At 51.2% G+C, this 24,612-nt stretch carries 25 protein-coding genes; 16 read left to right on the top strand and 9 right to left on the bottom strand.

Going from position 1 to position 24,612, the window contains the following annotated elements:
* Positions 1 to 86: 86 nt before the first annotated feature.
* The 4 genes from CWC46_RS07060 to CWC46_RS07045 all read left to right on the top strand — a co-directional run bounded on the left by CWC46_RS07060 (position 87) and on the right by CWC46_RS07045 (position 4,715).
* Entirely contained in the window at positions 87 to 1,082 is a 996-nt protein-coding gene (locus CWC46_RS07060) for an acetamidase/formamidase family protein (protein ID WP_021017574.1), read from the top strand.
* A 62-nt stretch (positions 1,083 to 1,144) separates the two neighbouring features.
* Complete coding sequence (locus CWC46_RS07055) at positions 1,145 to 2,311, top strand: transporter substrate-binding domain-containing protein (RefSeq protein WP_021017575.1); 1,167 nt, start codon at positions 1,145 to 1,147, stop codon at positions 2,309 to 2,311.
* Complete coding sequence (locus CWC46_RS07050; protein WP_021017576.1) at positions 2,301 to 2,939, top strand: ANTAR domain-containing response regulator; 639 nt, start codon at positions 2,301 to 2,303, stop codon at positions 2,937 to 2,939. Before CWC46_RS07055 ends, CWC46_RS07050 begins: the two co-directional genes overlap by 11 nt.
* A gap of 42 nt (positions 2,940 to 2,981) precedes the next feature.
* Positions 2,982 to 4,715, top strand: a complete 1,734-nt coding sequence (locus CWC46_RS07045) for a nitrilase-related carbon-nitrogen hydrolase (RefSeq protein ID WP_021017577.1) — start codon at positions 2,982 to 2,984, stop codon at positions 4,713 to 4,715.
* A gap of 40 nt (positions 4,716 to 4,755) precedes the next feature.
* Here CWC46_RS07045 and fklB read toward each other — a convergent pair whose 3' ends face one another.
* On the bottom strand, positions 4,756 to 5,376 hold the full coding sequence (gene fklB / locus CWC46_RS07040) for an FKBP-type peptidyl-prolyl cis-trans isomerase (RefSeq protein WP_021017578.1): 621 nt from the start codon (positions 5,374 to 5,376) through the stop codon (positions 4,756 to 4,758).
* A gap of 420 nt (positions 5,377 to 5,796) precedes the next feature.
* On the opposite strand from fklB, the gene CWC46_RS07035 reads away from it, so the two are divergent.
* A complete protein-coding gene (locus CWC46_RS07035; RefSeq protein WP_237160212.1) occupies positions 5,797 to 6,312 on the top strand; it encodes an OapA family protein in 516 nt (171 codons plus the stop codon).
* A gap of 102 nt (positions 6,313 to 6,414) precedes the next feature.
* On the opposite strand, the gene rplI is transcribed toward CWC46_RS07035, so the two are convergent.
* Genes rplI through rpsF form a run of 4 tightly spaced genes read right to left on the bottom strand, consistent with a single transcriptional unit; the run spans position 6,415 to position 7,859 of the window.
* The gene (gene rplI, locus CWC46_RS07030; RefSeq protein WP_021017580.1) at positions 6,415 to 6,867 is read right to left on the bottom strand and encodes a 50S ribosomal protein L9; all 453 of its coding nucleotides are present in this window, start codon (positions 6,865 to 6,867) and stop codon (positions 6,415 to 6,417) included.
* 41 nt (positions 6,868 to 6,908) lie between these two features.
* Entirely contained in the window at positions 6,909 to 7,136 is a 228-nt protein-coding gene (gene rpsR, locus CWC46_RS07025) for a 30S ribosomal protein S18 (RefSeq protein WP_005974788.1), read from the bottom strand.
* A 4-nt stretch (positions 7,137 to 7,140) separates the two neighbouring features.
* On the bottom strand, positions 7,141 to 7,461 hold the full coding sequence (gene priB / locus CWC46_RS07020; RefSeq protein WP_021017581.1) for a primosomal replication protein N: 321 nt from the start codon (positions 7,459 to 7,461) through the stop codon (positions 7,141 to 7,143).
* A 5-nt stretch (positions 7,462 to 7,466) separates the two neighbouring features.
* The gene (gene rpsF / locus CWC46_RS07015; protein ID WP_021017582.1) at positions 7,467 to 7,859 is read right to left on the bottom strand and encodes a 30S ribosomal protein S6; all 393 of its coding nucleotides are present in this window, start codon (positions 7,857 to 7,859) and stop codon (positions 7,467 to 7,469) included.
* Positions 7,860 to 8,287: 428 nt separating this feature from the next.
* On the opposite strand from rpsF, the gene CWC46_RS07010 reads away from it, so the two are divergent.
* The 3 genes from CWC46_RS07010 (at position 8,288) to CWC46_RS07000 (ending at position 11,003) form a co-directional block, all read left to right on the top strand.
* Positions 8,288 to 10,216 carry a Cache 3/Cache 2 fusion domain-containing protein gene (locus CWC46_RS07010; RefSeq protein ID WP_021017583.1) on the top strand — a complete coding sequence of 643 codons (1,929 nt, stop codon included), beginning with the start codon at positions 8,288 to 8,290 and terminating at the stop codon, positions 10,214 to 10,216.
* Positions 10,217 to 10,351: 135 nt separating this feature from the next.
* Positions 10,352 to 10,714, top strand: coding sequence for a biofilm peroxide resistance protein BsmA (gene bsmA / locus CWC46_RS07005; RefSeq protein WP_101377476.1), 363 nt, complete (start codon positions 10,352 to 10,354; stop codon positions 10,712 to 10,714).
* A 19-nt stretch (positions 10,715 to 10,733) separates the two neighbouring features.
* Positions 10,734 to 11,003, top strand: coding sequence for a hypothetical protein (locus CWC46_RS07000; protein WP_021017585.1), 270 nt, complete (start codon positions 10,734 to 10,736; stop codon positions 11,001 to 11,003).
* A 95-nt stretch (positions 11,004 to 11,098) separates the two neighbouring features.
* Here the strand turns inward: CWC46_RS07000 and rlmB are convergent, their stop codons facing one another.
* From rlmB to nsrR, 3 genes are all read right to left on the bottom strand, one after another.
* Positions 11,099 to 11,830, bottom strand: coding sequence for a 23S rRNA (guanosine(2251)-2'-O)-methyltransferase RlmB (gene rlmB / locus CWC46_RS06995; protein WP_021017586.1), 732 nt, complete (start codon positions 11,828 to 11,830; stop codon positions 11,099 to 11,101).
* An 85-nt stretch (positions 11,831 to 11,915) separates the two neighbouring features.
* A complete protein-coding gene (gene rnr / locus CWC46_RS06990) occupies positions 11,916 to 14,381 on the bottom strand; it encodes a ribonuclease R (RefSeq protein ID WP_021017587.1) in 2,466 nt (821 codons plus the stop codon).
* A 40-nt stretch (positions 14,382 to 14,421) separates the two neighbouring features.
* On the bottom strand, positions 14,422 to 14,847 hold the full coding sequence (gene nsrR / locus CWC46_RS06985) for a nitric oxide-sensing transcriptional repressor NsrR (protein WP_021017588.1): 426 nt from the start codon (positions 14,845 to 14,847) through the stop codon (positions 14,422 to 14,424).
* Between the two features lie 405 nt (positions 14,848 to 15,252).
* Between nsrR and CWC46_RS06980 the strand changes: the two genes are divergently transcribed.
* The 4 genes from CWC46_RS06980 (at position 15,253) to codA (ending at position 20,945) form a co-directional block, all read left to right on the top strand.
* Positions 15,253 to 16,842 carry a methyl-accepting chemotaxis protein gene (locus CWC46_RS06980; RefSeq protein WP_021017589.1) on the top strand — a complete coding sequence of 530 codons (1,590 nt, stop codon included), beginning with the start codon at positions 15,253 to 15,255 and terminating at the stop codon, positions 16,840 to 16,842.
* Positions 16,843 to 17,208: 366 nt separating this feature from the next.
* Positions 17,209 to 18,471 carry a cytosine permease gene (codB, locus tag CWC46_RS06975; RefSeq protein WP_021017590.1) on the top strand — a complete coding sequence of 421 codons (1,263 nt, stop codon included), beginning with the start codon at positions 17,209 to 17,211 and terminating at the stop codon, positions 18,469 to 18,471.
* 3 nt (positions 18,472 to 18,474) lie between these two features.
* Positions 18,475 to 19,710, top strand: a complete 1,236-nt coding sequence (locus CWC46_RS06970; RefSeq protein ID WP_021017591.1) for a PucR family transcriptional regulator — start codon at positions 18,475 to 18,477, stop codon at positions 19,708 to 19,710.
* The gene (gene codA, locus CWC46_RS06965) at positions 19,707 to 20,945 is read left to right on the top strand and encodes a cytosine deaminase (protein ID WP_021017592.1); all 1,239 of its coding nucleotides are present in this window, start codon (positions 19,707 to 19,709) and stop codon (positions 20,943 to 20,945) included. The genes CWC46_RS06970 and codA overlap by 4 nt, the downstream gene beginning before the upstream one ends.
* Positions 20,946 to 21,118: 173 nt before the next feature.
* Here the strand turns inward: codA and CWC46_RS06960 are convergent, their stop codons facing one another.
* Positions 21,119 to 22,111 (bottom strand): type IV pilus twitching motility protein PilT, encoded by a 993-nt coding sequence (locus tag CWC46_RS06960; protein WP_021017593.1) that lies wholly within the window; start codon positions 22,109 to 22,111, stop codon positions 21,119 to 21,121.
* A 39-nt stretch (positions 22,112 to 22,150) separates the two neighbouring features.
* Between CWC46_RS06960 and CWC46_RS06955 the strand changes: the two genes are divergently transcribed.
* From CWC46_RS06955 to yggU, 4 genes are read left to right on the top strand one after another with little or no spacing between them, the layout of a single operon-like run.
* A complete protein-coding gene (locus CWC46_RS06955; protein WP_021017594.1) occupies positions 22,151 to 22,864 on the top strand; it encodes a YggS family pyridoxal phosphate-dependent enzyme in 714 nt (237 codons plus the stop codon).
* A gap of 23 nt (positions 22,865 to 22,887) precedes the next feature.
* Positions 22,888 to 23,709, top strand: a complete 822-nt coding sequence (gene proC / locus CWC46_RS06950) for a pyrroline-5-carboxylate reductase (protein WP_021017595.1) — start codon at positions 22,888 to 22,890, stop codon at positions 23,707 to 23,709.
* 52 nt (positions 23,710 to 23,761) lie between these two features.
* Positions 23,762 to 24,316: a YggT family protein gene (locus CWC46_RS06945; protein WP_021017596.1), complete on the top strand. Its 555-nt coding sequence runs from the start codon at positions 23,762 to 23,764 to the stop codon at positions 24,314 to 24,316.
* Positions 24,313 to 24,603, top strand: coding sequence for a DUF167 family protein YggU (yggU, locus tag CWC46_RS06940; protein WP_021017597.1), 291 nt, complete (start codon positions 24,313 to 24,315; stop codon positions 24,601 to 24,603). The genes CWC46_RS06945 and yggU overlap by 4 nt, the downstream gene beginning before the upstream one ends.
* Positions 24,604 to 24,612 lie beyond the last annotated feature (9 nt).

Below are 24,612 nucleotides of genomic sequence, written 5' to 3'. Positions count from 1 at the left end.
AATTACTGGCGTCATCAGCACACGTTCACGTTGGTGACCCGATACCAATACCTGCAGTTGGTAACCCATTTACGGAGAAATGAACAATGAAAAATGACTGGTTGAAAGAATCGATCATGTTCAAACGTGGAGTAGGCGCACAGCGAGAATCCATTACTCACCATTTGACCGAAGAGATGCAGAAAGCATTCCACTACACTATCGGTCCTTACTCCACGCCAGTGCTCACCATCGATCCAGGTGATCGTGTCATTGTCGATACCCGGGATGCGTTTGAAGGTGCTATTCAGTCCGAGCAGGATATCCCCAGCCAGTTACTGAAGATGCCTTTTCTCAATCCGCAAAATGGTCCGATTATGGTCCGTGGCGCGGAAAAAGGTGATGTGCTGGCGGTACATATTGAATCCATGCTGCCACGTGGGGAAAATCCCTATGGCATCTGCGCCATGATCCCGCATTTTGGCGGGCTGACCGGCACCGATCTGACCGCCATGCTTAACGATCCACTGCCGGAAAAGGTCAGGATCATCAAGCTGGACAGCGAAAAAGTCTACTGGAGCAAACGCCATACTCTGCCTTATAAGCCCCATATCGGCACACTGAGCGTGTCGCCGGAGATCGACTCTATCAACTCACTGACGCCAGATAATCACGGCGGCAATATGGATGTTCCTGACATCGGCCCAGGCAGCATTACCTATTTGCCGGTACGTTCTCCCGGCGGCAGGTTGTTCATCGGCGACGCGCACGCTTGTCAGGGAGATGGTGAAATCTGCGGTACGGCGGTGGAATACCCATCCGTTACTACCATTAAAGTCGATCTAATCAAACATTGGGCACTCTCCTGGCCGCGGATGGAAAACCAGGAAACCATTATGAGCATTGGCAGCGCCCGTCCGCTGGAAGATGCCACCCGTATTGCCTACCGTGACTTGATTTACTGGCTGGTGGAGGATTTTGGCTTTGAACAGTGGGATGCCTACATGCTGCTAAGCCAGTGCGGTAAGGTCCGGCTGGGCAATATGGTCGATCCTAAATATACCGTTGGGGCCATGCTGAACAAACATCTGCTGGCCCGGTAATGTTACGAAATAGATGACGTTCGGCGTCTCGTTACCCTTTTACCAACCTAAAGCGAGTCATTATGGGGCTTTCAACACCAATCAACATCGGCTTGCTGTACTCGTCCAGTGGTGTCACCGCGCTGCTGGAACAGTCTCAGCTACGGGGAGCACTGCAAGCCATTGACGAGATCAATCAGGCCGGGGGGATCCACGGACGTCCCCTGCAAGCAATTCACCTTGATCCATTATCAGACAATGCCCGCTTTCGAACATTGGCAGAACAGCTGATTGTGGAACATCAGGTGAATGTCATTTTCGGCGGCTACACGTCCAGCAGCCGCAAAGCCATGTCACCTGTGGTGGAAAAATATCAGCGCCTGCTGTTCTATTCTCAGTTATATGAAGGTTTTGAATTTTCAGAAAACATTTTCTATGGCGGGGCGGCACCAAACCAGAATTGCCTGCAACTGGAAGATTACCTTTCCAGCCATTTTGGCGCCCGGGTATTCATGATCGGCTCACGTTACATCTATCCCTATGAATGCAACCGGAATATGCAAGAGTTGCTGTTACAACGAGATGATGGCGCGGTGATAGGTGAACGCTATTTGGACCTGAATGCCTCTTATGACGCGTTTCTACCCATCATGGAAGAAGTACGCAAGAAACAACCAGACTTTATTTTCAGTACGGTCATCGGCCAAACCGTTCCCTATCTATACCGGGCTTACTATGAGGCAGGGCTCGATCCGGAGAAAATGCCTATCGGTAGTCTGAACACGTCCGAGACGGAAATTGCCGTGATGGGGGCAGACATGGCGGCGGGGCATATCACCTCGTCCCCGTATTTTCAAAGCATTGCCACACCAGCCAACCAAATGGCATTGACCACATTTCGGCAAATGTTCGGCTCGACACTGACCACGGACATGAACTGGGAAGCCACTTACAGCCAGGTACATCTGTTCGCCAACGCTATGGGCGCTTGCGGCAGTGATGCCCTGCCGAAATTGCTGCCTGCACTGTGCGGTAGTGAATTTAACGCCCCCCAGGGACGGATATGCATCGACCCGCTTAACCACCATACCGGATTGTATCCACGTATCGGAAAAGCCAACCCAACCGGCCAGTTCACCATCTTGCGGGAATCACGACGGATTGTCCCTCCCGATCCTTACATGACCAATCAGGTACAGGGAGACTGGGTCACCAAACTGTCAAAAGTGGAGTATCCCCATGCGCCATAACCCACTTAATAACAATACCACCACCCTATTGCTCAGCCGGGAAGTCCGTTGTGTCGTTCTTCATCCCAATGACGAGGACGGTGAAACGCTAACCAAACATCTGCGCCGCATGGGGTTCAAGGTTCGGGCCTTCTGGCCGATTCCGGAACGATTACCAACGGACACTGACGTCATTTTTTTCACGCCACAATCGGATCAACCTGAACTGGACACCCCCTGGATGGATCACTGCCGTCATGCACTGATTTCGGTGATTACCTATGAAAACCCGACGTTTATCGATCAAGCGTTGAACATGGGAGCCGGTGCCATCATCACCACGCCTATCCGCGCATCAGGTCTGCTCTCCTCCATGGTGATGGCACTACATCATACCCAGCGACACCGATGCATGGCGGAACGTTTCGAAAGGCTGGAAAAGAAAATGCAAGGGATTCGCTACGTCAGCGAAGCCAAAGCGATTCTGATGCGTATGCATGGCATCAGTGAGGTACGTGCTTATGAAATTTTACGCCATCAGGCCATGGACAAACGCATCACTGTGGAAGAGATGGCTTGCGCACTGATGCAAGCCAACGATGTGTTTTCCATGACGACCCCTAATGCGCTTGCTACCAAAAAAGGCTGACAGCAAACCGCATCCCTGAATCCTATTTTGAGAGGAAACATAATGCCTACTCCCTCTTTTCTTGCCGCCGCCGTGCAGTTCGAACCCAGGTTATTCGACAAGGAAGCTAATATTGACAGTCTGTTTTCACTGGTGGAACAAGCCGCGCAACAAGGCGCCAGACTCATCACTACCCCAGAAATGGCCACCACCGGTTACTGTTGGTACGACCGGGAGGAAATTGCCGATCAAGTGGAAACCGTGCCCGGACACACGACGGAACGGTTTACTGAACTGGCGAAACACTATCAATGTTACATCGTGCTGGGTATGCCAGAGCTTGAAGCGGCAACAGGACTTTACTACAACAGCGCTATATTAATTGGCCCTGATGGCGTCATGGGTTGCCACCGTAAAAGTCACCCCTATATTTCCGAACCCAAATGGGCCGCCGCAGGCGAGGAACACCGGGTGTTTGATACCCCGTTGGGCCGCATTGGTATGCTGATCTGCATGGATATTCATTATGTGGAAACTGCACGACTGCTGGCATTGGCCGGGGCAGATATTATCTGCCATATCAGCAACTGGTTAGCGGAACGAACTCCTGCGCCATATTGGATCAGCCGGGCCATGGAAAACAGCTGTTACCTGCTGGAAAGTAATCGCTGGGGACGGGAACGAGGCGTGCAGTTCAGCGGTGGAAGTTGCATCATTGCACCGGACGGCCATATTCTGGATGTGGTAGATCAGGGCAATGGCATCGCCTACGCCATGCTGGATATTATCAACCGCCCACGACAGGTGCTGGGGGAAGCGGTTTTTCAGCAACGCCGCCCCACGCTCTATCATCAGTTGCTGAGTAATAGTTTCTTATGGAATCCAACTGACTTCTTCAAACTCTACGATCACCGTCCGCTACCACCCGGCAAACAAAGCCACCTCTCGGTGGTTCAGTTCTCTCCGGAGAACGACATTGAACACAACAGTAAACGTATGGTAACGCTGGCTCGGCAAGCCATCGAACAGCAGCACAGTGACCTGATCGTCTTTCCCGAACTGGCGCTCACCGGTTATGACAACCCGGAAAATCGGGCCATCACGCTAGAGTCGCCGTATCTCCAGCCCTTGTTGCATCTGGCCATGACCCAGCGTGTCTGGCTGGTATTCGGCATGGCCGAAAAGATCGGTGGAAATCGCTATAACGCTCAGGTGTTGCTCGGCCCGGAAGGCGTGGTCGGTTGTTATCGCCAACTGCACATTCCCACGACTTACCAACAGTGGGCCAGTGCAGGTGAACAATGGGGTGTTTTCGATACCGATGTCGGTCGTATTGGACTACTACTGGGACATGATGCGCTATTTCCCGAATCGGCCCGCATTCTGGCCTTGATGGGATGCGATATCGTAGCCTGCTCAGCCGCGTTGGACGGCGGATTTACCGATAAGCATACCGGCAGCCGGGTGGCACAAAACTACCCGATCCCCACCGGGGCTGACCCGCTTCACTGGCACTTATTCCGTACACGGGCTGGAGAAAACAACCTCTATCTGGCCCTGGCAAACCGAGTAGAACCCAAGTCAGGAATCGGCGGCTACAGTGGTCTATTCGGACCGGAAACCTTTCATTATCCCAGAGATGAACAAGTGTTATGGCAGGAGGAAGGCGTTACGACAACACTACAGGTGGACACCACGTCACTGGCCGGAAGCGTTTATCCCACCAATGTGGTCAGACGCAAAGATCTGGTGGCCATGCGACGGGTTCATCACTATCGTCCCATGCTGACCAGATGATGAGCAGCCGGACATCAGTCTGAATGTCCGGCATGACTATTTACAGAATTTCCAGCAATTCGACTTCAAAAATCAACGCACTGAATGGCGGAATAGAGGCACCCGCGCCACGCTCGCCATACGCCAGATTATGCGGGATATAGAGTTCCCATTTGGAGCCGGCGGGCATCAGGGTCAGCGCTTCAATCCAGCCGGGGATCACGCCATTGACCGGAAACTCGGCAGGTTGACCGCGCTCTACCGAACTGTCAAATACCGTTCCGTCAATCAAACGCCCAGTATAATGTACCCGTACACGATCCTGACGCGACGGAATCTCACCTTCGCCCTGGGTCAGGACCCGGAACTGTAGACCAGACTCTGTACTGCTTACGCCTTCCTGCTGTGCGTTTACCTCCAGAAAATGTTGTCCTTCAACAGCCAACGCCTGCTGACGGTCACGTCGCACGGCATCTGCACGTTCATGGACCTCACGCAGCGCACGATGTACTACGTCTACAGGCACTGCGGGCACCTTTCCTTCTATCGCGTCACGCAAGCCGGCAACCAGTGCTTCGGGAATTAATCCCTCCAAACCTGATTCCTGCAACTGTTGACCAACCTGTAAACCAATACCGTAACTTGCCTGCGCTTCTACACTTTCATAAGAAGGGGTTGTCATTGATGTTCCTTTAATCTGTAAAATACTGAGAGCGAAGCATAACAGCGCGGCGTTTAGGGGTAAAATCCTCTGTGCAGACGGTTATAGTTTATTTCACAAACCAGAATGATACTGGCATCCGACAGCTATCAAAGAATAGACTAACCAAAGTACAGCTTATGCTGTGCATCAAATGGTTAACTGGTCATCATTCATCAATTACCGATATACTTAATCTGTTATTACTTTTATACGGTTTTAAGAGAGGTCACCATGGGCAGAATCGCGCCCAGGAGAGAAAAAGCTACCGGGAATCGCCACATCTCGTGGCAATCTCGCCTGTGTTTTTTCCGGCAGAGACGGATACAAACTGGCAGGACAGGTGAGCATAAAGAAACGGATACCGCTTCTGCTGCACCTCTCATTATTCGGCAAATAAAAATGTCACTGAATCATATCTGGCATCTTTCTGATGATTACCATTGGATGGATCCACTGCCCCACTTTCATCGTCGCTGGATTTTAATCGCCACCGGCTTTCTGCTGTTGGTTCTGCTATGGCCTTATTCATCCCCACAATCACCGCTACAATCACATCAGGAGTCCGGATCCATACCACTGACGATGGGAAACATACCAATGCAGGCAAAACTGGTCGATAACATGCCTGCACCAGAGGCATCAACCACAAACAATCAGTGGAAGAACTACCAGATTGTTGCTGGGCAAACGCTGGCGCAATTATTTCGGGATAATAATCTGCCGGTAAATGATGTGTTTGCCATGGCACAGGTAGAAGGGCGCAATAAACCACTCAACAATCTCCACGCTGGGCAGAAGATAAAGCTGCAACTTAACGCACAAGGCATGGTAAGTGAGTTGGAAATTGAAACACCGGAAAATCAGGTTATCCAGTTTGTCCGGCAGCAGGATGGCTCATTCATCCGTACCCGTTAATGGTGATGGCAATAGTGCGAGGCCATTAATGGAGTGGGTATGTATCCCAAAATGCAAAACGCTGGCCTAAGCCAGCGTTTCACTCGTTATCTTCAGCGCTAATTACACTTCAGCAACGACAACAACATTCAGCGTAGCAAATACATCGCTGTGTACCTGGAAGCTCACTTCGTGATCGCCCAGAGTACGCAGAACGCCGTTCGGTAAACGAACTTCGCTCTTGGCAATGTCAACACCCGCCGCAGTTACCGCATCAGCGATATCACGGGTACCGATAGAACCAAACAATTTACCTTCATCGCCTGCTTTAGACGCGATGGTAACGGTGCCCAGCGCGGTGATTTTAGCAGCGCGTGCTTCGGCAGCTGTCAGAACTTCTGTCAGCTTGGCTTCCAGTTCAGCGCGGCGAGTTTCAAAAAACTCTATGTTTTTCTTGGTTGCCGGCACAGCTTTACCCTGCGGAACCAGAAAGTTACGAGCATAACCCGATTTAACATTTACCTGGTCACCCAGGCTGCCCAGGTTTGCTACTTTATCAAGCAGAATAACTTGCATTACCTTATCCTCTCAAAGTCTCGTTAATGGACAGTGGCCGATTACTGATGACGATCAGTGTACGGCAACAAAGACAGGTAGCGCGCGCGCTTGATCGCACGAGCCAGTTGACGCTGGTATTTTGCACGGGTACCGGTAATACGGCTTGGTACAATTTTACCACTTTCAGTGATGTAGTTTTTCAGCGTAGCGATGTCTTTATAGTCGATCTCTACAACGCCTTCCGCGGTGAAACGGCAGAACTTGCGACGACGGAAATAACGTGCCATTTGGCTAGTCTCCAGAATCTATCAATTCAATCTGCTCGGCATGTAACACAACCTTACTCAGCCCATTGCGCCCTTGGTGGCAACTAATGAAACCGTAGACAGTAAGTTGCATGCCGACCGTTATACTGTGGGTAAATGCTTGTGACTCGCGTCCACTGACAATCACGGGCATACGACACCATGCTTGTCGGTTGAATCCGGCTTCCTTCTGCGTCGAGCGGTGCTCAAGCACAAACTGACAGTGAGGAATACCCGAAGGACTGACTTTTCGAATAGGTGTCTTGCACACCGTGCCTGACAGCACCAGACGATTAGTCGTCACCACAACAATTACTCTTCAGAATCCCCAGCTTCGGCACCTTCGCCAGCTTCAGCGAAATCATCACGACGCTCACGGCGTTCGTCTTTCGCTTTCACCATTGGAGATGCTTCGGTTACCGCGTGTTTAACGCGCATAATCATGCTACGGATAACGGCGTCGTTGAAGCGGAAGTTAGTTTCCAGCTCGTCGATCACTTCCTGCGGAGCCTCAACGTTCATCAGAACATAATGAGCCTTGTGCAGTTTGTTGATCGGATAAGCCAGTTGACGGCGGCCCCAGTCTTCCAGACGGTGAATCTGACCTTGTACATTGGTGATAGCACCAGTGTAACGTTCGATCATGCCTGGAACCTGTTCGCTTTGGTCAGGATGAACCATAAAAACGATTTCGTAATGACGCATCAAATTGCTCCTTACGGATTATTCAGCCTCCTGTCAGGGTCAGCCGCGGCCCATGGAAGCAAGGAACGTGTTATATGATCGGCTGAAAAAATGACGCGTAATTATAGGTGCCAGCGATAGGGAACACAAGGAACATTACAGATTAATCAGCCAACCATCACCATAGCGTGACAAACCGGGATGACAATGGCATCGGTGCTGCCATTTCACAATGATGTCAATATTGCGGATTGCCTTTAATTTCAGGAATAGCCAGCTCAAATACACGGGAAAGGTTCTACCGTTTTGAAAAAAAATGACATGCGCTACGCATAACAAGCAACAACGCCCCAGTTCAAGACCCTCATGACAAAACAAATAAGGTTATAAATTTTTTTACCTTTTTGCCGTTAACATATTTGTAACTCCATTATTATGGGAGAAGAATTATGCGGTTTACTTTCAGACACTGGAACTTGGGTGTAAGGCTGTCAGTTATTGCCTCACTAAGTGTTGCCGTGTTACTTATTACCTTTACTCTCAGTATGACGCGCTCAGCAGGCGATAAACTCCAATCGCTTACATTGCAAAACATGGAAGTCCAGGTCACCGGAGTGACTGACATGATCTCAATGTACGATACCAGCCTGCAAGCTGAAGTTGACAGTTACACCCGCCTATTTACCAGCTTTTTACCCTCACGGTTCACGCTCGACAATCAGACTCGCGTTCCTGTGGGGACAATTACCGCACCCACATTGCGCGCTGGCGAGGATGTGCTTAATCAGAATACCGCCATCGTTGATGATTTCTTTGCCCGAACCGGGGCAATATCCACCGTTTTCGCCCGTGACGGCGATGATTTTATCCGCATCACTACGTCATTGAAAAAAGAGGACGGCACCCGCGCTATCGGCACCAAACTCGACAGGGAAAGCCCCTCATATGCCAAAATCAGTCATGGACAAGTGTACAGTGGCATCGCCGCACTGTTTGGCAAACAGTACATGACCCAGTACAAACCCGTGATGGACAACAGTGGCAGAGTGGTTGCCATTCTGTTTGTTGGTGTGGATATCAGCAAAGAATTTGCTCTGATGCAGCAACGTATTCTGGATAAAAAGATTGGCGAAGACGGCTACTTTTTCGTACTCGGCAACAGTGGAAAAACAACGGGTAATTATCTGGTCCACCCCAAACTGACCGGTAAACAGCCTGACTGGTCAAAAGGCACATTGCAAAAAGTACTCAGCACCGGAACCGGAACGCTCGAATATGATGATGGGCAACGTGATATCCAGGTGATGGTTTACCGCACGCTTCCCCAGTGGAAATGGATTATCGGCGGCACTGTCAGTAAAGCGAGTCTACTGGCCGAGGTGAATCGTACCCGCAATTTGTTTCTATCGGGTGGTATCGTACCGGTGGTGGTTTTCGCACTGTTTTTCGCGTTTCTCACCCGCCGCTGGGTCAGTCGACCGTTGGAAGAGGTGGTTAAAGTCGCAGAACAATTCGCGGACGGAAATCTGCAAGCGACAATGACCTCTACCAGCAAAGATGAAGTGGGGCGTCTGATTGATGCCATTAACGGTATCGGTCAGGGCTTGACCCGGATTGTCTCTCAGGTCCGGAATGCTTCGGAAGATATCGCACAGGGTACCGATGTGCTGGCACAAGATAGTGATAATATCAGTGAGCAGATGTCCCGTCAGGCCAGCAGTATAGAAGAGACATCCGCCACGATGAAACAATTGTCCTCTACCGTGAAACAAAATGCGGATAATGTTTCCGCCGCCAAAAATCTGGCCAATAAAAGTGCATCAGCTGCACAAAGCGGCAGCAAAACAGTCGCGGATTCGGTTACAACCATGGGTGAAATTAAAAGCTCTTCTCAGAGAATCGCCGACATTACTACCACCATTGAGTCCATTGCGTTTCAAACTAATATTCTGGCGCTTAATGCTGCTGTAGAGGCGTCCCGTGCAGGTGAACACGGTAAAGGTTTTGCGGTAGTAGCCGCTGAAGTGCGTTCGCTGGCCCAGCACAGCGCATCTGCCGCCAAAGAAATTGAAACGCTGATCGCCGAGTCACTGGACAGAATTGAATCCGGATATCGTTTTTCTGAAAAAACACAGGCAGTAATGGAAGACCTGCTGCAACGGATCCAACAAGTCAGCACCATTGTTAATGACATTGACACCGCTTCTCGTGAACAGTCGATGGGAATCGATCAGGTAAATAACGCCATCAACCAGATTGGCCTGGCAATTCATAAAAATGCCTCACTGGTGCAAAACTCCGACCAGACAGCGCACGAACTCCGCCAGAAAGGCCATCACCTGAGTGAACTGGTCAGCGTCTTCCGCATCCAGGATTAATTACCCTTGGTGGCCGCTACGGGCATACCATGGAGGTAATTTTCCTGATGATATTCTTGAACCTTGCTCCGCTACGGTATCGACCGTCCGTCAGAACAGATACACTGTGAATCACCCTCGAAAAAATAGGAATCTATGATGAAGGTGCGCACACTTGCTATGCCTATCCTGTTGATTATGTTATTGGCCGGATGTAGCGTGTTTGAGGGAAAACCCGTTCCACCGCCACCGCCAGGCAAGCACGCCATTGAAGTTAGCCGGGCACAGACTTACTCGCTGAAAAAATTCGGAACCGTTTCCGTTACCGTACGTGGCAGCCCGGATGATGCTGATCGGGAAATTCAGCGCCAGGCCGATGCCCGTGGTGCGGATTACTATCTGATCGTCATGAAAACCGATGGTGATGGCATAATCTCGGAGCTTTGGCGTGCCTATGCCGTGCTGTACCACTCCGCGTCGAATTCATCCGTGAAACCCGCTTCCACATCGTCGTTTTAACAGGGCGTGAGAGTAAGTAATGAAACAAGCGATTACCATTTTTGTTCTGTCAGTCATTGTGGCCGGCTATGTCAGCGCAGCATCAACCTCGTCGGCACCATGTCGTAGTACAGCATGGAATGACTGGGTTGAATCTCAGGTTAAAACGCAGAATAAAGAGATTGGCTCGACAAGCTGGCAACAGCAGGTGGAGCAACAACTGAGATCAACATCGAAGAAAGAGACATGGCCGACCAAGAACTCGGTACTGTGGTGCATCATGGTACAGAAGAAACTCGCTGCTCAATAAAGGTAAATTACGGCGATTCGCCCCATGGAGGCAACCAGAGAAACGGGCAATAAAACACGCCAGTGATTAATTGCCCGCCACAGAAAAAATCCGCTTCAGCTACGCTGACGCACCACCTCAAACAGGCAGATCCCCGTCGCCACAGAGACGTTCAAGGAAGAAACGCTACCCGCCATCGGGATGCTGATCAACTCGTCGCAATGCTCTCTGGTCAACCGGCGCATGCCCTCACCCTCGGCACCCATGACCAGCGCCAACGGGCCATTCAGTTTACTTTGGTACAACGTATGGTCAGCTTCCCCAGCCGTGCCCACAATCCAGATATTCTGTTCCTGCAGAAAACGCAGTGTACGCGCCAGATTAGTGACGCGGATCAGCGGTACATTTTCCGCTGCACCACAAGCGACTTTCTTCACTGTAGCGTTTAATTGGGCAGAACGATCTCGGGGGACAATAACCGCATGGATGCCAGCAGCATCGGCGCTACGCAAGCAGGCACCGAGATTGTACGGATCCGTCACACCATCCAACACCAGTAGAAACGGTGTATCCAGTGACGACAACAAGTCGGGCAGATCATTTTCCTGATATTGCCGACCTTCCTTTACTCTGGCGACAATCCCCTGATGTACAGCGCCTTCGACCTTGGTATCCAGCCACTGACGGTTGGCAACCTGTACCGCGATACCGCTGGATTCCAGTTCCGCAATCAGCGGCTGCAAACGACGATCCTCGCGTCCTTTCAGGATGAATACTTCCAGAAAGCGCTGAGGATCGCGCTCCAACAGGGCTTTAACCGCATGGATACCGTAAATAATTTCGCTCATTGATGCTCTTCAACAGTGGTAAACGGACGGAAACCGCCCGCTATCATTTCAATCAATCATCGGCATATCACCGATACCACAGAGATCACTCTGCGGTTTTTTTGTTTGCCCGCTTTGCTTTGGTCGCGGCCGCAATTTTACGTGTTTTTTCCACGTTCTTTTTGGCTTTGTCCGTTTTCTTTTTCGGCCTGTCTGTCGGCTTGTCTGTCGACTTGGCCGCAGTTTTGCCCTTACGTTCCCCTTCATTACGGAACGCCTTATCCGGCTCAAAATTGGTACGCGGGCTTACCCGACGACGACGGGTAGGTTTTTCTTCCCGATCATTGCTTTTCCTGGTGCGCTCACGGGCGGTTTTCCCTTCTCCCCGCACTTTCCGGGTACTGGAAACCAGTGCAAAATCGATATTGCGTTCATCCATATGTACCGCTTCCACTCGGATTTCCACTTCATCGCCCAGCCGATAAACCTGGCCACGGGATTCACCGATCAAACGCTGACCGACGTTATCATAACGATAGTAATCGTTATCCAGCGTGGAGACATGCACCAGGCCGTCGATGAAAAGATCGTTCAGGCGAACAAAGAAACCAAAACCCGTCACGCTGGCAATAATACCGGTAAAGACGCTACCTACATGATCCTGCATGAAATCACATTTCAGCCAGTCCGATACATAACGGGTGGCTTCATCCGCACGGCGTTCAGTCATCGAGCAGTGTTGGCCCAGTTGTAGCATTTCCTGGAAATCACTGTGCCAGCCTCCGGTTGGCGTCCAACGTTCCTTACGTGCACCAAGCAGATATTTAATTGCACGATGCAGTGAAAGATCAGGATAACGACGAATCGGCGAAGTGAAATGCGCATACGACGTCAACGCCAGACCAAAGTGTCCGCGGTTTTCCGGATCGTACACTGCCTGCTTCATTGAGCGCAGCAGCATGGTTTGCAACATTTCATGATCAGGACGTTCGGCGACCTCGTTCATCAACTCGGCGTAATCTTTCGGCTGCGGTTTCATGCCACCTTTTAATGTCAGCCCCAGCTCTCCCAGCACACTGCGCAACGCCAGGACATGATCTTCACTCGGCTGGTCATGCACACGAAACAATGCCGGCTCTTCGTTTTTCTCCACAAATCTGGCTGCCGAGATATTCGCCAGAATCATGCACTCTTCAATCAGTTTATGCGCATCGTTACGCACTACTGCCTCGACCCGCTCAATCCGGCGTTCGGCGTTAAAAATAAACTTGGCTTCTTCCGTTTCGAACGCAATACCGCCGCGGACATCCCGGGCATGTTCCAACACCTTATATAAACGGTGCAGTTCTTCCAGCGGCGTCACCAGTGAATGATACTGGGTGCGCAACTCTTCATCGCCCTGCAAAATATGCCACACTTTGGTATAGGTGAGACGGGCGTGGGAACTCATCACCGCTTCGTAGAATTTGTAAGAAGTGAGTTTACCTTGCTCTGAGACTGTCATTTCGCACACCATACACAGACGATCTACCTGTGGATTCAGCGAGCACAGTCCATTGGAGAGCACTTCCGGCAGCATGGGAACAACTTGGGAAGGAAAGTAAACCGACGTGCCGCGGGCGTGAGCCTCGTTATCCAACGGGGTATTAGGCCGGACATAATAACTGACATCAGCAATAGCGACCCACAGACGCCAACCGCCACCACGTTTTTTCTCGCAGAAAACGGCGTCATCAAAATCACGGGCATCTTCACCATCAATCGTTACCAGTGGTAGTTCACGGAGATCCACCCGACCTTTCTTGGCATTTTCCGGCACCTCTTCAGCAAGATCACGTACTTGCTCTTCCACTTTAGGTGGCCAGGTATGCGGTATTTCGTTGGTGCGCAGGGCAATGTCTACCGCCAGCCCGGTGCCCATGTTGTCTCCGAGGATCTCGACGATTTTCCCTACCGCCTTGGTACGACGCGTAGCACGCTGAGTCAGCTCTACCACCACCACGAACCCCATCCGCGCACCACCAATAGATTCCGGCGGGATCAGGATATCGAAACACAGGCGACTGTCGTCCGGCACGACAAAACCAGTACCGGCGTCAACAAAATAGCGGCCAACAATCTGCCCGGTACGAGGTTCAAGAATACGGACAATACGCCCTTCTCGGCGCCCCTTACGATCTTCACCCAACGGCTGGGCTAATACGACATCGCCATGAATGGCAATTTTCATTTGCTCTGCCGATAAGTAGAGATCGTCCTTGCGACCTTCCACCCGCAGAAAACCATAACCATCGCGGTGACCAATAACCTTACCGCGCAGCAGATCCAGTTTTTCCGGCAATGCATAGCACTGACGACGGGTAAAGACCAACTGCCCATCACGTTCCATGGCCCGCAAACGGCGGCGTAACGCTTCAAGCTGTTCGTCGGTAGTTAATGTCAGATCAGTTGCCAACTCCTCACGGCTGATTGGCGTATCCCGCTTGGCAATGTGCGCCAGAATATATTCACGACTGGGAATTGGGGATTCGTATTTCTCTGCTTCTCGTTCCAAAAATGGATCTTTTGACATAGCGGTTCCTCCGTTGTCATCAGCAGGAGGCTGAACAAATTTATTCAACCAAAAGCAATTTGTAGAGCGGTGGGTTCTCTTTAACCATATCGGCGAGGGTATATTTATCCAGTTCCACCAAAAAGTTTTGCACCGCCTGTTGAAGCACCTGCTTTAACCGGCAGGCTGAAGTGATATGGCAGAATTCATGGCTACAGTTAACCAGTGCCAAAGGCTCCAGTTCACGAACCACATCACCGATGCGGATAGTGGCAGGATCTTTGCCCAGCCGTATGCCTCCGTTTTTACCTCGTATCGCGGTTACCAATCCGGCTCGGCTTAACTGATTGATGATTTTGACCATATGGTTACGTGAGACGCCATACACTTCAGTGACTTCCGAAATGCTGGTCATCCGCCCTTCTGGCAGTGACGCCATGTAAATCAGCGCCCGTAAACCATAATCCGTAAAGCTTGTTAACTGCACATAAACCTCTGGAACCTCAGGGTATCAATCGCTGGTATGTCGAGGGTACATGGTGATTTTCACCATAAACTATTAACAAGAACCAGATATTACGCAATGGCACACATAAACACACTCTCGAAACACATGCTCATTTTTTATCGGTAGATAATAAACCAGCCGTAAACATCAGGGCTAATCATTTCATGCAAATTAGAAACATCTTCTGCTTTTTAAAACAGAATTCATGTTAACGAGGCCGGCAATGTCGTAAAAGATAAGTGAAATGTTTTTCCATACACGATAATTATTTTGTTATGTTCTGAACGTATTATTCTTACAGAACATAGCACCCAGCGATACCTTGCCACGTTCTGTCAATTATTCTTTATCTTCATTACCTGTACACCTTAGGAAAGGGACATCATGCGTCTGAGAAATATCTCCATCCGTGCCAGCTTATTGGTATTACTGTTACTCATCACGCTTCTTCTGCTGATTGTCAGCGGCATGGGCATCCAGTCCATCAACAAAAGCCGGGAATCTCTCACCGCATTAAACCAGATTCAAGGCACGCAATTAGGCGGGTTGATGGATGGCTATAACCTGACATTGCGATCAAGAGCTTCAGCCACGCTGGCTGTGCGTAAAATCGAGATAGGCCTGCTGGACGTCGGCGCCAGAGAAACCGAACGACTGGGGAACTATATCCAGCAATCCGAGAAAGTCATCACGCAATTTAGCGAAGCAAAAAGCGAAAACAAACAGGAACAATTGCTTGCACAAAAAGTGCTGAAAAGCTATCAGGCCTATCTTGCACAAGGGCTGAAACCCATGTACGAGGCGCTGAAAAAGCAGTATACCGATGAATATTACACCCTGCTGGAAAATAGCCTCACGCCGCTGAGTGATACGTTTGAACAATCCATTCAGGATTTCCACACCTATGCCCAACAGCTCTCCGATGCCCGGATTCAGGAAGCCGCACATGACGAAAAGCTCATGCTGTTATTGATTGGCATTGCCTGCGCACTCTCTGTGGTGATGGTGTTGCTTGCCTGGATCGCACTGCGCCACATGCTGTTAAAACCATTGGATCGCGCCATTGAACAATTGGAGCTGGTCGCTGCCGGTGATCTGACACACCGGATCTCACAAGGAGGAACCAATGAGCTGGGACGGCTCAGTGATGCGATTGATCGTATGCAAATGGCGTTGCTGGATTCGGTTAGCCAAGTGCGCGATGCCAGCGTCCAGATCGATAATGGCAGCCGGGAGCTGTTCGCCGGGAATAGCCATCTGGCTGAACGCACGGAGGAATCCGTGGCCGCACTGGAACAAACGGCAGCCAGCCTGGAAGAGCTGAGTGCCACTGTGAAGCGTAATGCCGACAATGCCGAGCTGGCGCATCAGTTGACCAATAAAGCCTCTGACACGACCGATCGCGGCAATGAATCGGTCTGTTATGTGATCGAAAAAATGCAGGAAATCTCCAATAGCGCCAAACGTATCAGTGACATTCTGGGCGTCATTGATGGTATCGCGTTCCAGACCAATATTCTGGCGCTAAATGCGGCGGTAGAAGCGGCCCGTGCCGGCGAACAGGGTAAAGGCTTTGCGGTGGTAGCAGGCGAGGTGCGTAATCTGGCGCAGCACAGTGCCCAGGCGGCCAAAGAGATTCGAACGTTGATTATGGATTCCCAGTCACGCGTGTCGGAAGGGTTGGATCTGGCATCAACTGCGGGTGAAACCATGGATAATGTCGCTCAGGAAATTAGCCGTGTTACCAGTCTGATGAAGGAAATTTCGTATGCTTCGCAGGAACAGCATCTCGGCATTGAACAGGTGAATGTGGCGTTTACGCAAATCGACAAGGTCGCGCAACAGAACGCCTCGTTGGTAAAAGCCTCCGCCACCACGACACAGTTACTGGAAGAACAATCACGTCAGCTGATCCAGGCGATGGGGATGTTTCACATTGAAGAGAACACACCGTTGCTGAGTCAGGCCAATTGATCAACACACATCACTACCACTCATGACGAAACTGCCCTATGTAAAAGGGCGGTATGGAAATGTAAATCAGGACTATTATTGAATTGGAGTGATTATCCTCATCGTTCTTCAAGATGAGGGATATATACAAATATCAACCGGTCTCTCTTTTTTTGCGGCCCACTTTCAGTGCATTGCTCAGCATAATGCACAGAAAGTGGGCAATAATTAGCAAAAAAAAACCATTAAACAATGCGTTTTGCACAATAATTATTGTGCTGATTGCCCTCTTCCTGTACATACAAAAATAGGCACGCTTATTGCTCTATTCCCTCTGATTGTTATTGCTTTCATCTCTGTCAGAGAGAGTGAACCAGAGGAAAAATCATGTCTGAACAGACCGAATTTCCCTTAAGCGAAGCCCCGAAAGAGGGCCGCCGAGGGCTATTATCCATTTCCATGGTGTTGTTCAGCTTCACCTTTTTTACCGGCACCATGTTTGCTGGGGGGAAGCTGGGCGTCGCTTTCCCGCTTGTCGATATGTTGTGGATCGCCATCATCGGCAACCTGCTACTGGCTTTATATGCCGCGTCACTGGCACTGATTGCCGCACGCAGCGGGCTGAACTCTGTCCTGATGGGACGATTCTGCTTTGGCGAAATAGGCAGCAAGCTTTCCGATTTTCTGCTGGGCTTTGCCGAATTGGGTTGGTATGCCTGGGGCACCGCGACAGTCGCCATCACGCTGGTCAGACTGCTGGCGTTGCCAGCCGAATTCACACAACCACTGATGGTGCTGTTCGGACTCGGTTTTTCCATTACGGCATTGGTGGGTTATAAAGGATTGGATATATTGTCGCGCATCTCTGTACCACTGATGTTCATCATGCTGGTGGTATCGATGTGGATCGCCACGGGAGACGCCGGTGGCTGGCAAGGTTTGACAGGTAAAATGCCGGCGAAAACCATGACCTGGTCGGTGGCCATTACCATGGTATTCGGCACATTTGCCAGTGGTGCCACGCAGGCCACCAACTGGACCCGACTGGCACGCAGTGGCAAGGTTGCCGTTACCGCCAGTATCATCAGCTTTCTCGGCGGCAACGGCCTGATGATTATTTCTGGCGCCTACTGCGCGATTGTCTATCAACAGGCGGATATCGTGGCAGTCATGATGTTACAAGGGCTTTCTATCGCTGCTGTCATCATGCTGTGCCTGAATCTGTGGACTATTCAGGGCCCGACCATTTACAACGTTTCCGCGGCGGCCTGCCATCTGCTACGCACCGAACGTCGCCGCACACTGACGCTGACCAGCGCGGGAGTCGGCATTCTGCTGGCACTTGGCGGTATGTATGAAATGCTGATCCCTTTCCTGGTACTACTGGGGTCAATCATTCCCCCGATCGGCGGTGTCATCATGGCTGACTACTGGTTTCGTTATCGTGGACAGTACCCCGCCATTCGGCAAACAGTCTTGCCACGCTTTAATGTAACCGGGTTGAGTGCCTACGCCATCGGCGCACTGCTGGCTTATTTCTCACCGTGGATTGCGCCGTTGGTGGGCATTGCCGCCTCCGCAACCAGCTATCTGCTCCTTACGATGATCATCAGGCGCGCCACACCTTCTGTGGCGACGCAGGGAGAATAGTGCATGAGTTTGTCCGTCAGTGAGATTATGGTACTACCAGGACTTGAGGAATTAACGCTGCGTGCCGGCCAAAGCAAAATTCACCGGCCGGTACGTTGGTATTATGTGGCAGAAAACGAAGGAATTGCTGAGTGGGTTATGGGCGGGGAACTGGTATTCGTGACCGGTATAAACCATCCTCGTGACGAGGCGAACCTGCAACAGTTGGTGCGTGAAGGATACCAGTGCGGTATTGCCGGGATGGTGATCCTCACTGGCGAACCCTTCATTCACGCTATTCCCGATTCGGTGATTATGTTGGCAAATCAGTTCGGCATTCCATTGATTGAGCAACCTTACCTGCTCAAGATGGTGATCGTGACGCAACTTATTGGTACTGCCTTGGTACAGCGGGAAACCTTGTTGCGTTCACAGCGCGATATTCTGGTCCAGTTGCTCACCGGCGACTACCCCAGTATTGATATAGCCAGTCTGCGGGCTAATAACTTGCAACTGATGCTTGATCGCCCGCATCGTGTCATCTCACTACGGCTTTCCGGCATTCAGACCCTGTTTGCTACCCAAACACCCGCTATTGCCGAAAGCAGACTTCAACTGATACGCCAACGAGTACAACAGCGGTTGGAAGAGTACCTGGCCGATGTTGAGGACGCTTTGCCGTTAATTGTGCTGGGAGATCTATACATTCTGCTGTTACCCAGTAACAGTGTACTGTTTCAGCCAGACAAACCGTGGTTACAGCAGGTGCAGCAAACTCTCGGCACCGATATTCAGCCATTGATGCTGTTAGGCGGTCTTTCATCAGTAGTGGCTTCGGCTCATCAATATCGACGGGGATTAACGGAGGCACGCCAGGCGCTCGACGTCGCTGAAAGCATGCGGCCGGAAAAAGGCTGGTGTGATTACAATGAACTTGGCGTACTCAAACTACTGACGGCGGTAAGTGAACCAGCGCTGGTCACTCAGTTTGTGAAAGAGACGCTCGGCATGCTATTCGAAAGCAACCGCAAACATCCCGAGCTGCTAATTGAAACACTGGATGCCGTTCTGCAGGAAAACGGTAATCTGATCAAAGCGGCGGAACGGCTGGCTATCCACCGTAATACGCTGCATCAGCGATTACAGCGTATCGAACAGCGATCCGGGCAATCACTCAATGACCCACAATTTCGTTTAAATGCGTCAGTAGCCTTACTGGTCTGGCGCATGTCCAATGCGCAACAGCAGGAGTTATTATGAAATTGATTAACGCCAGCCTACGACATCAACAGGGTTTCCATACCCTCCGGTTACAGAACGGGCTGATTGTTGCCATCGAACCGCAAACCGGACGACTAGCGCCGGAAAGCGACGCCATTGATGCTAACGGCCAGTTGGTCATTCCACCACTGGTGGAGCCACATATTCACCTGGACGCCACATTAACTGCCGGGGAACCGGAATGGAACATGAGCGGTACGCTGTTTGAAGGTATAGAGCGTTGGAGCCAACGTAAGGCGACCATGACCCACAATGATATCAAACAGCGGGCGCATACCACGATCGGCATGCTGCGGGATCACGGCATTCAGCATGTACGTACCCACGTGGACGTTACTGATCCGTCGTTGGCCGCTTTGCGGGCCATGCTGGAGGTAAAGGAAGAAGCCCGCGGCCTGATCGATCTGCAAATCGTGGCGTTTCCGCAAGAGGGCATTGAGTCGTTTGCCAATGGTCGCCGCTTAATGGAGCAGGCGATTGAAATGGGTGCCGATGTCGTCGGTGGCATTCCACATTTTGAAAATACCCGTGAACAGGGTGTCAGTTCGGTAAAATTTCTGATGGATCTGGCCGAACGCACTGGTTGTCTGGTTGACGTTCACTGCGACGAAACCGACGACCCCCAATCCCGCTTTCTTGAAGTATTAGCGGAGGAGGCCAGGGTTCGCGGTATGGGACAACGAGTTACCGCCAGCCATACCGTTGCGATGGGTTCCTATGACAATGCCTACTGCTCCAAACTGTTTCGGCTACTGCGTTTATCAGACATCAACTTTATCTCTTGCCCGACGGAAAGCATTCATCTGCAAGGACGTTTCGATACCTTCCCCAAACGACGCGGCGTCACCCGAGTGGCAGAACTCGACCGCGCGGGCCTGAACGTGTGTTTCGGGCAGGACTCCATCAAAGATCCCTGGTATCCGCTGGGCAACGGAAACATCCTGCGCATACTGGATGCCGGGTTGCACATTTGCCATATGATGGGATATCAGGATTTACAACGTTGTCTGGACTTCGTAACCGATAACAGCGCCGTTGCCATGCATCTGGGCGAACGTTATGGCATTGTCGTTGGACGTCCGGCAAATCTGCTGATTCTTGATGCGGAAAATGATTACGAAGCGGTACGACGTCAAGCCAAAGCACGGCTCTCCATCCGCCACGGTAAAGTGATTATGCGGCGCATTCCGGAGCAAATCGGTTATGGTCAATAACATCTTCTGACATCGCAGGCATGATGTTTATATTACCGTAGCGTCATCATCAGATGTCCGCAAGCAGCGGACAATACGATGGGACGATACCGGTTTCCAATAGTGAATAAGGAAGATACAAGATAGGCACAAATAGCCATAGCGTGTGTTGAATTGACACTCATCATCGTTATTTATAATTCGCCTTCCCGGCAACGCTGCTGATAGCTTTGCTCAAAGGTTTGCATGCCCAATTGCCCACCGGTTTGCAACAAACTGGGGAGTTGATGGGTTTTGCCTTCCCGGATCAGATTACTAACGGCAGGCGTTACCATCAGTATTTCAAACAGCGCAATGCGCCCGCCTCCGACTCCCGGCATCAGTTTTTGTGCTACCACCGCTTGTAAACTCGCTGCCAGTTGAGTGCGCACAAACGCTTTTTCATCGGCGGGAAACACATCCACCAATCGTTCTACCGCCTGCACAGCGCTACGGGTGTGTAGCGTGGCCAGCACCAGATGTCCGGTCTCTGCGGCCGTCAATGCCAGCCGGATAGTCTCGGCATCCCGTAATTCCCCCAGTAACAGCACATCTGGGTCTTCTCGCAGTGCTGCCCGCAATGCCGCGTTAAATGACTCACTGTGCCGGCCTATTTCACGCTGCTGAATCAGACATCGCTGGCTGGTATGAAGAAACTCGATGGGATCTTCCAGTGTGATGATATGCCGTGAGCACCGCTGGTTCAGCGCATCGATCATCGCCGCCAATGTGGTGGACTTGCCACTGCCGGTGGCGCCAGTCACCAGAACCAGTCCATCTGGACGCTCAGCCAACTCCGCGACAATCGGTGGCGTTTTCAGCGCGGAAAGCGAAGGATGGGAGGCAGGAATCAACCGCAGTGCGATGGAAAGGCCGTGCCGTTGCATAAACAGATTCACCCGCAAACGCTGCCCCTCAGGCAAGGTGAGTGCGCAATCAACCTGCCCGCACTGTTGTAACTGCTGCTGATAAACGGGTTCCAGCCAGCGTTCACACCAACATTCCAGTTGATCTGATCTCAAGTTCGGCACGCTATTGTCCATTCTCAGCACACCATCAATACGCTGTACCGGCGGATGTCCGCTACACAGGTGCAGATCAGAGGCATTCTGTTTTACACTACACCTCACCCATTCATGCACATCCATAGATAAGCCTCCTGAATCACTATGAGTACGAACCTCACTATGAGCACTATCCAGCAGAATCTACAGGACGTCAGGCTGCGAATCTCAGCGGCAGTTGAACATTGCGCGCGGGTACCAGAAGAAGTGACGTTGCTTGCCGTCAGCAAAACCAAACCTGTGACGGCCATCGCAGAAGCCATCCTTGCCGGGCAACGTGCGTTTGGTGAAAACTACGTTCAGGAAGGGGTTAATAAAATCCATTACTTCCGGGAACACCAGCCACAGACACAACTGGAATGGCACTTTATCGGTCCGTTGCAGTCGAATAAAAGTCGTCTGGTCGCGGAGAACTTTGACTGGTGCCACACCATTGACCGCCTGCGTATCGCCCAACGGTTGAGCGAACAGCGCCCGGCTTCACTGCCGCCGCTCAATGTTCTGTTACAGATTAATATCAGCCATGAACAGAGCAAATCCGGCATTATGGTCGACGAACTGCCTGAACTGGCCGCTAAAGTTGCGGTTTTACCCCATATGTGTCTGCGTGGTTTGATGGCTATTCCGGCACCGGAAACCGATCACCAGCACCAGTTGGCCGTATTCCAGCAGATGTCGGTACTTTTTCAACAGCTCAAGACCAACTATCCCCATATCGACACGCTATCCATGGGAATGACAGATGATATGGCTGCGGCAATTGAAGCAGGCAGTACGCTGGTTCGGATCGGCACCGCTATTTTTGGCGCGCGTGATTATTCGTCACCAGCCGTTTAACCATTAAAAAAAAGAGAATCTGTATGAAGTACCGTAAAATAGCGTTCATTGGGGCGGGGAATATGGCACAGGCCATTATTGCCGGTTTGGTTGATAGCGGGTATCCCGCGCAATATATCAGCGTATGCGCGCCTTCGACCCTACACCGCGATGCGCTGGCGGCACGCTATGGCGTCATCAGCAGCGATGATAATATCAGTTGCGCACAGCAGGCCGAGGTCGTCGTGCTGGCGGTAAAACCGCAACTGATGGCAACCGTATGCAAACCACTATCACAACAGGTGGATTTCAGTCACAAGCTGGTATTGTCGATTGCGGCAGGCATCAGTGTCGCCCGTTTTCAGTCCATACTGGATGAAAAATTGAATATCGTGCGGATTATGCCCAATACGCCATCACTGGTGGGGAAAGGCATGAGCGGCCTTTACGCCCCGACAACGGTCAGCGATGCCGATCGGACGTTTACCACCAGCCTGATGAGCAGTGTTGGTAAAGTGTGTTGGGTGGAGGAAGAAACCCAGATTAACGGTATTATTGCAGCGGCGGGCAGTGCTCCAGCCTATTTTTTCCTGTTGATGGAAGCCATGCAGGAAGAGGCGATACGTCAAGGGTTCGATCCGGATACCGCGCGTCTGCTCGTGCAGCAGTCAGCTTGCGGCGCAGCGGCGCTGGTCGAAGCCAACCCTGGAACGTCTCTGGCTACCCTGCGTGAGAATATCACCTCCAAAGGCGGCACGACGGCTGAGGCCTTACGGGTATTTAATGAACGGCAGTTAACACAAACGGTTGCCGATGCCATGCAGGCAGCGGTAATTCGTGCAAAAGAAATGGAAAAGCTGTTTTAATGACGGTAATTTCATCGGAATTATCCCTGTTAATTAAGGAATTATTGCCTCTATGCTTACCTTGACTTTTCTGGTCAAAACGTTGGTTGACCTCTATGTAATGGTACTGCTGCTACGTATCTGGATGCAGTGGTCTCGCAGCGATTTTTATAACCCGCTCTCTCAGCTCGTGGTGAAGCTGACCCAACCGATAGTGGGACCACTACGCCGTATTATTCCGTCACTGGGCCCGATTGACAGTTCATCGCTACTGGTGGCTTTCCTGCTGACGACCCTGAAATATCCGCTACTGTTACTGATTCAGGTAGGGGCATTTTCGTTGAGCCCGGTGAATCTGCTGGTTGGTCTGCTGTCACTGCTGAAATCAGCGGGATATTTGGTGTTCTGGATGATCATCATTCGTTCACTGATGAGCTGGGTAAGTCAGGGCCGTAGCCCGGTGGACTATCTGCTGTATCAACTGACGGAACCGATGATGTCGCCGATCCGCCGTATTCTGCCGGTGATGGGCGGGCTGGATTTCTCAGCCATGGTGGTTATCCTGATCCTGTACATGCTGAATTATCTGGGCATGGATCTGTTCCCGGGGCTGTGGTTCCTGCTGTGAGTGCCGTTACTCGCTGCGACAATGGGCTGGTAATTCAACTGTACATCCAGCCGAAAGCCAGCCGCGACCTCATTGTCGGTTTGCATGGCGACGAACTGAAAGTCGCCATTACCGCCCCGCCGGTTGACGGCCAGGCCAATGCGCATCTGATCAAATTTCTCGCCAAGCAGTTTCGCGTCGCCAAAGGGTTGGTAACGATCGAAAAAGGTGAACTTGGGCGTCATAAGCAGATTAAAATTGTTAATCCGCAAACTATCCCGGCGACTGTCGCGGAACTCATTCAATAACATCGCAGG

Source organism: Prodigiosinella confusarubida (assembly GCF_002847015.1).
GTDB classification, from domain to species: Bacteria; Pseudomonadota; Gammaproteobacteria; order Enterobacterales; family Enterobacteriaceae; genus Prodigiosinella; species Prodigiosinella aquatilis.
This window is presented reverse-complemented; position numbering and strand designations above follow the sequence as displayed.

Excerpts from the sequence above, each read along its gene's own strand:
- CWC46_RS07060 (WP_021017574.1), top strand. The coding sequence starts at position 87 with ATGAAAAATGACTGGTTGAAAGAATCGATCATGTTCAAACGTGGAGTA.
- CWC46_RS07055 (WP_021017575.1), top strand. The coding sequence starts at position 1,145 with ATGGGGCTTTCAACACCAATCAACATCGGCTTGCTGTACTCGTCCAGT.
- CWC46_RS07050 (WP_021017576.1), top strand. The coding sequence starts at position 2,301 with ATGCGCCATAACCCACTTAATAACAATACCACCACCCTATTGCTCAGC.
- CWC46_RS07045 (WP_021017577.1), top strand. The coding sequence starts at position 2,982 with ATGCCTACTCCCTCTTTTCTTGCCGCCGCCGTGCAGTTCGAACCCAGG.
- fklB (WP_021017578.1), bottom strand. The coding sequence starts at position 5,376 with ATGACAACCCCTTCTTATGAAAGTGTAGAAGCGCAGGCAAGTTACGGT.
- CWC46_RS07035 (WP_237160212.1), top strand. The coding sequence starts at position 5,797 with ATGTCACTGAATCATATCTGGCATCTTTCTGATGATTACCATTGGATG.
- rplI (WP_021017580.1), bottom strand. The coding sequence starts at position 6,867 with ATGCAAGTTATTCTGCTTGATAAAGTAGCAAACCTGGGCAGCCTGGGT.
- rpsR (WP_005974788.1), bottom strand. The coding sequence starts at position 7,136 with ATGGCACGTTATTTCCGTCGTCGCAAGTTCTGCCGTTTCACCGCGGAA.
- rpsF (WP_021017582.1), bottom strand. The coding sequence starts at position 7,859 with ATGCGTCATTACGAAATCGTTTTTATGGTTCATCCTGACCAAAGCGAA.
- CWC46_RS07010 (WP_021017583.1), top strand. The coding sequence starts at position 8,288 with ATGCGGTTTACTTTCAGACACTGGAACTTGGGTGTAAGGCTGTCAGTT.
- bsmA (WP_101377476.1), top strand. The coding sequence starts at position 10,352 with ATGATGAAGGTGCGCACACTTGCTATGCCTATCCTGTTGATTATGTTA.
- CWC46_RS07000 (WP_021017585.1), top strand. The coding sequence starts at position 10,734 with ATGAAACAAGCGATTACCATTTTTGTTCTGTCAGTCATTGTGGCCGGC.
- rlmB (WP_021017586.1), bottom strand. The coding sequence starts at position 11,830 with ATGAGCGAAATTATTTACGGTATCCATGCGGTTAAAGCCCTGTTGGAG.
- rnr (WP_021017587.1), bottom strand. The coding sequence starts at position 14,381 with ATGTCAAAAGATCCATTTTTGGAACGAGAAGCAGAGAAATACGAATCC.
- CWC46_RS06980 (WP_021017589.1), top strand. The coding sequence starts at position 15,253 with ATGCGTCTGAGAAATATCTCCATCCGTGCCAGCTTATTGGTATTACTG.
- codB (WP_021017590.1), top strand. The coding sequence starts at position 17,209 with ATGTCTGAACAGACCGAATTTCCCTTAAGCGAAGCCCCGAAAGAGGGC.
- CWC46_RS06970 (WP_021017591.1), top strand. The coding sequence starts at position 18,475 with ATGAGTTTGTCCGTCAGTGAGATTATGGTACTACCAGGACTTGAGGAA.
- codA (WP_021017592.1), top strand. The coding sequence starts at position 19,707 with ATGAAATTGATTAACGCCAGCCTACGACATCAACAGGGTTTCCATACC.
- CWC46_RS06960 (WP_021017593.1), bottom strand. The coding sequence starts at position 22,111 with ATGGATGTGCATGAATGGGTGAGGTGTAGTGTAAAACAGAATGCCTCT.
- CWC46_RS06955 (WP_021017594.1), top strand. The coding sequence starts at position 22,151 with ATGAGCACTATCCAGCAGAATCTACAGGACGTCAGGCTGCGAATCTCA.
- proC (WP_021017595.1), top strand. The coding sequence starts at position 22,888 with ATGAAGTACCGTAAAATAGCGTTCATTGGGGCGGGGAATATGGCACAG.
- CWC46_RS06945 (WP_021017596.1), top strand. The coding sequence starts at position 23,762 with ATGCTTACCTTGACTTTTCTGGTCAAAACGTTGGTTGACCTCTATGTA.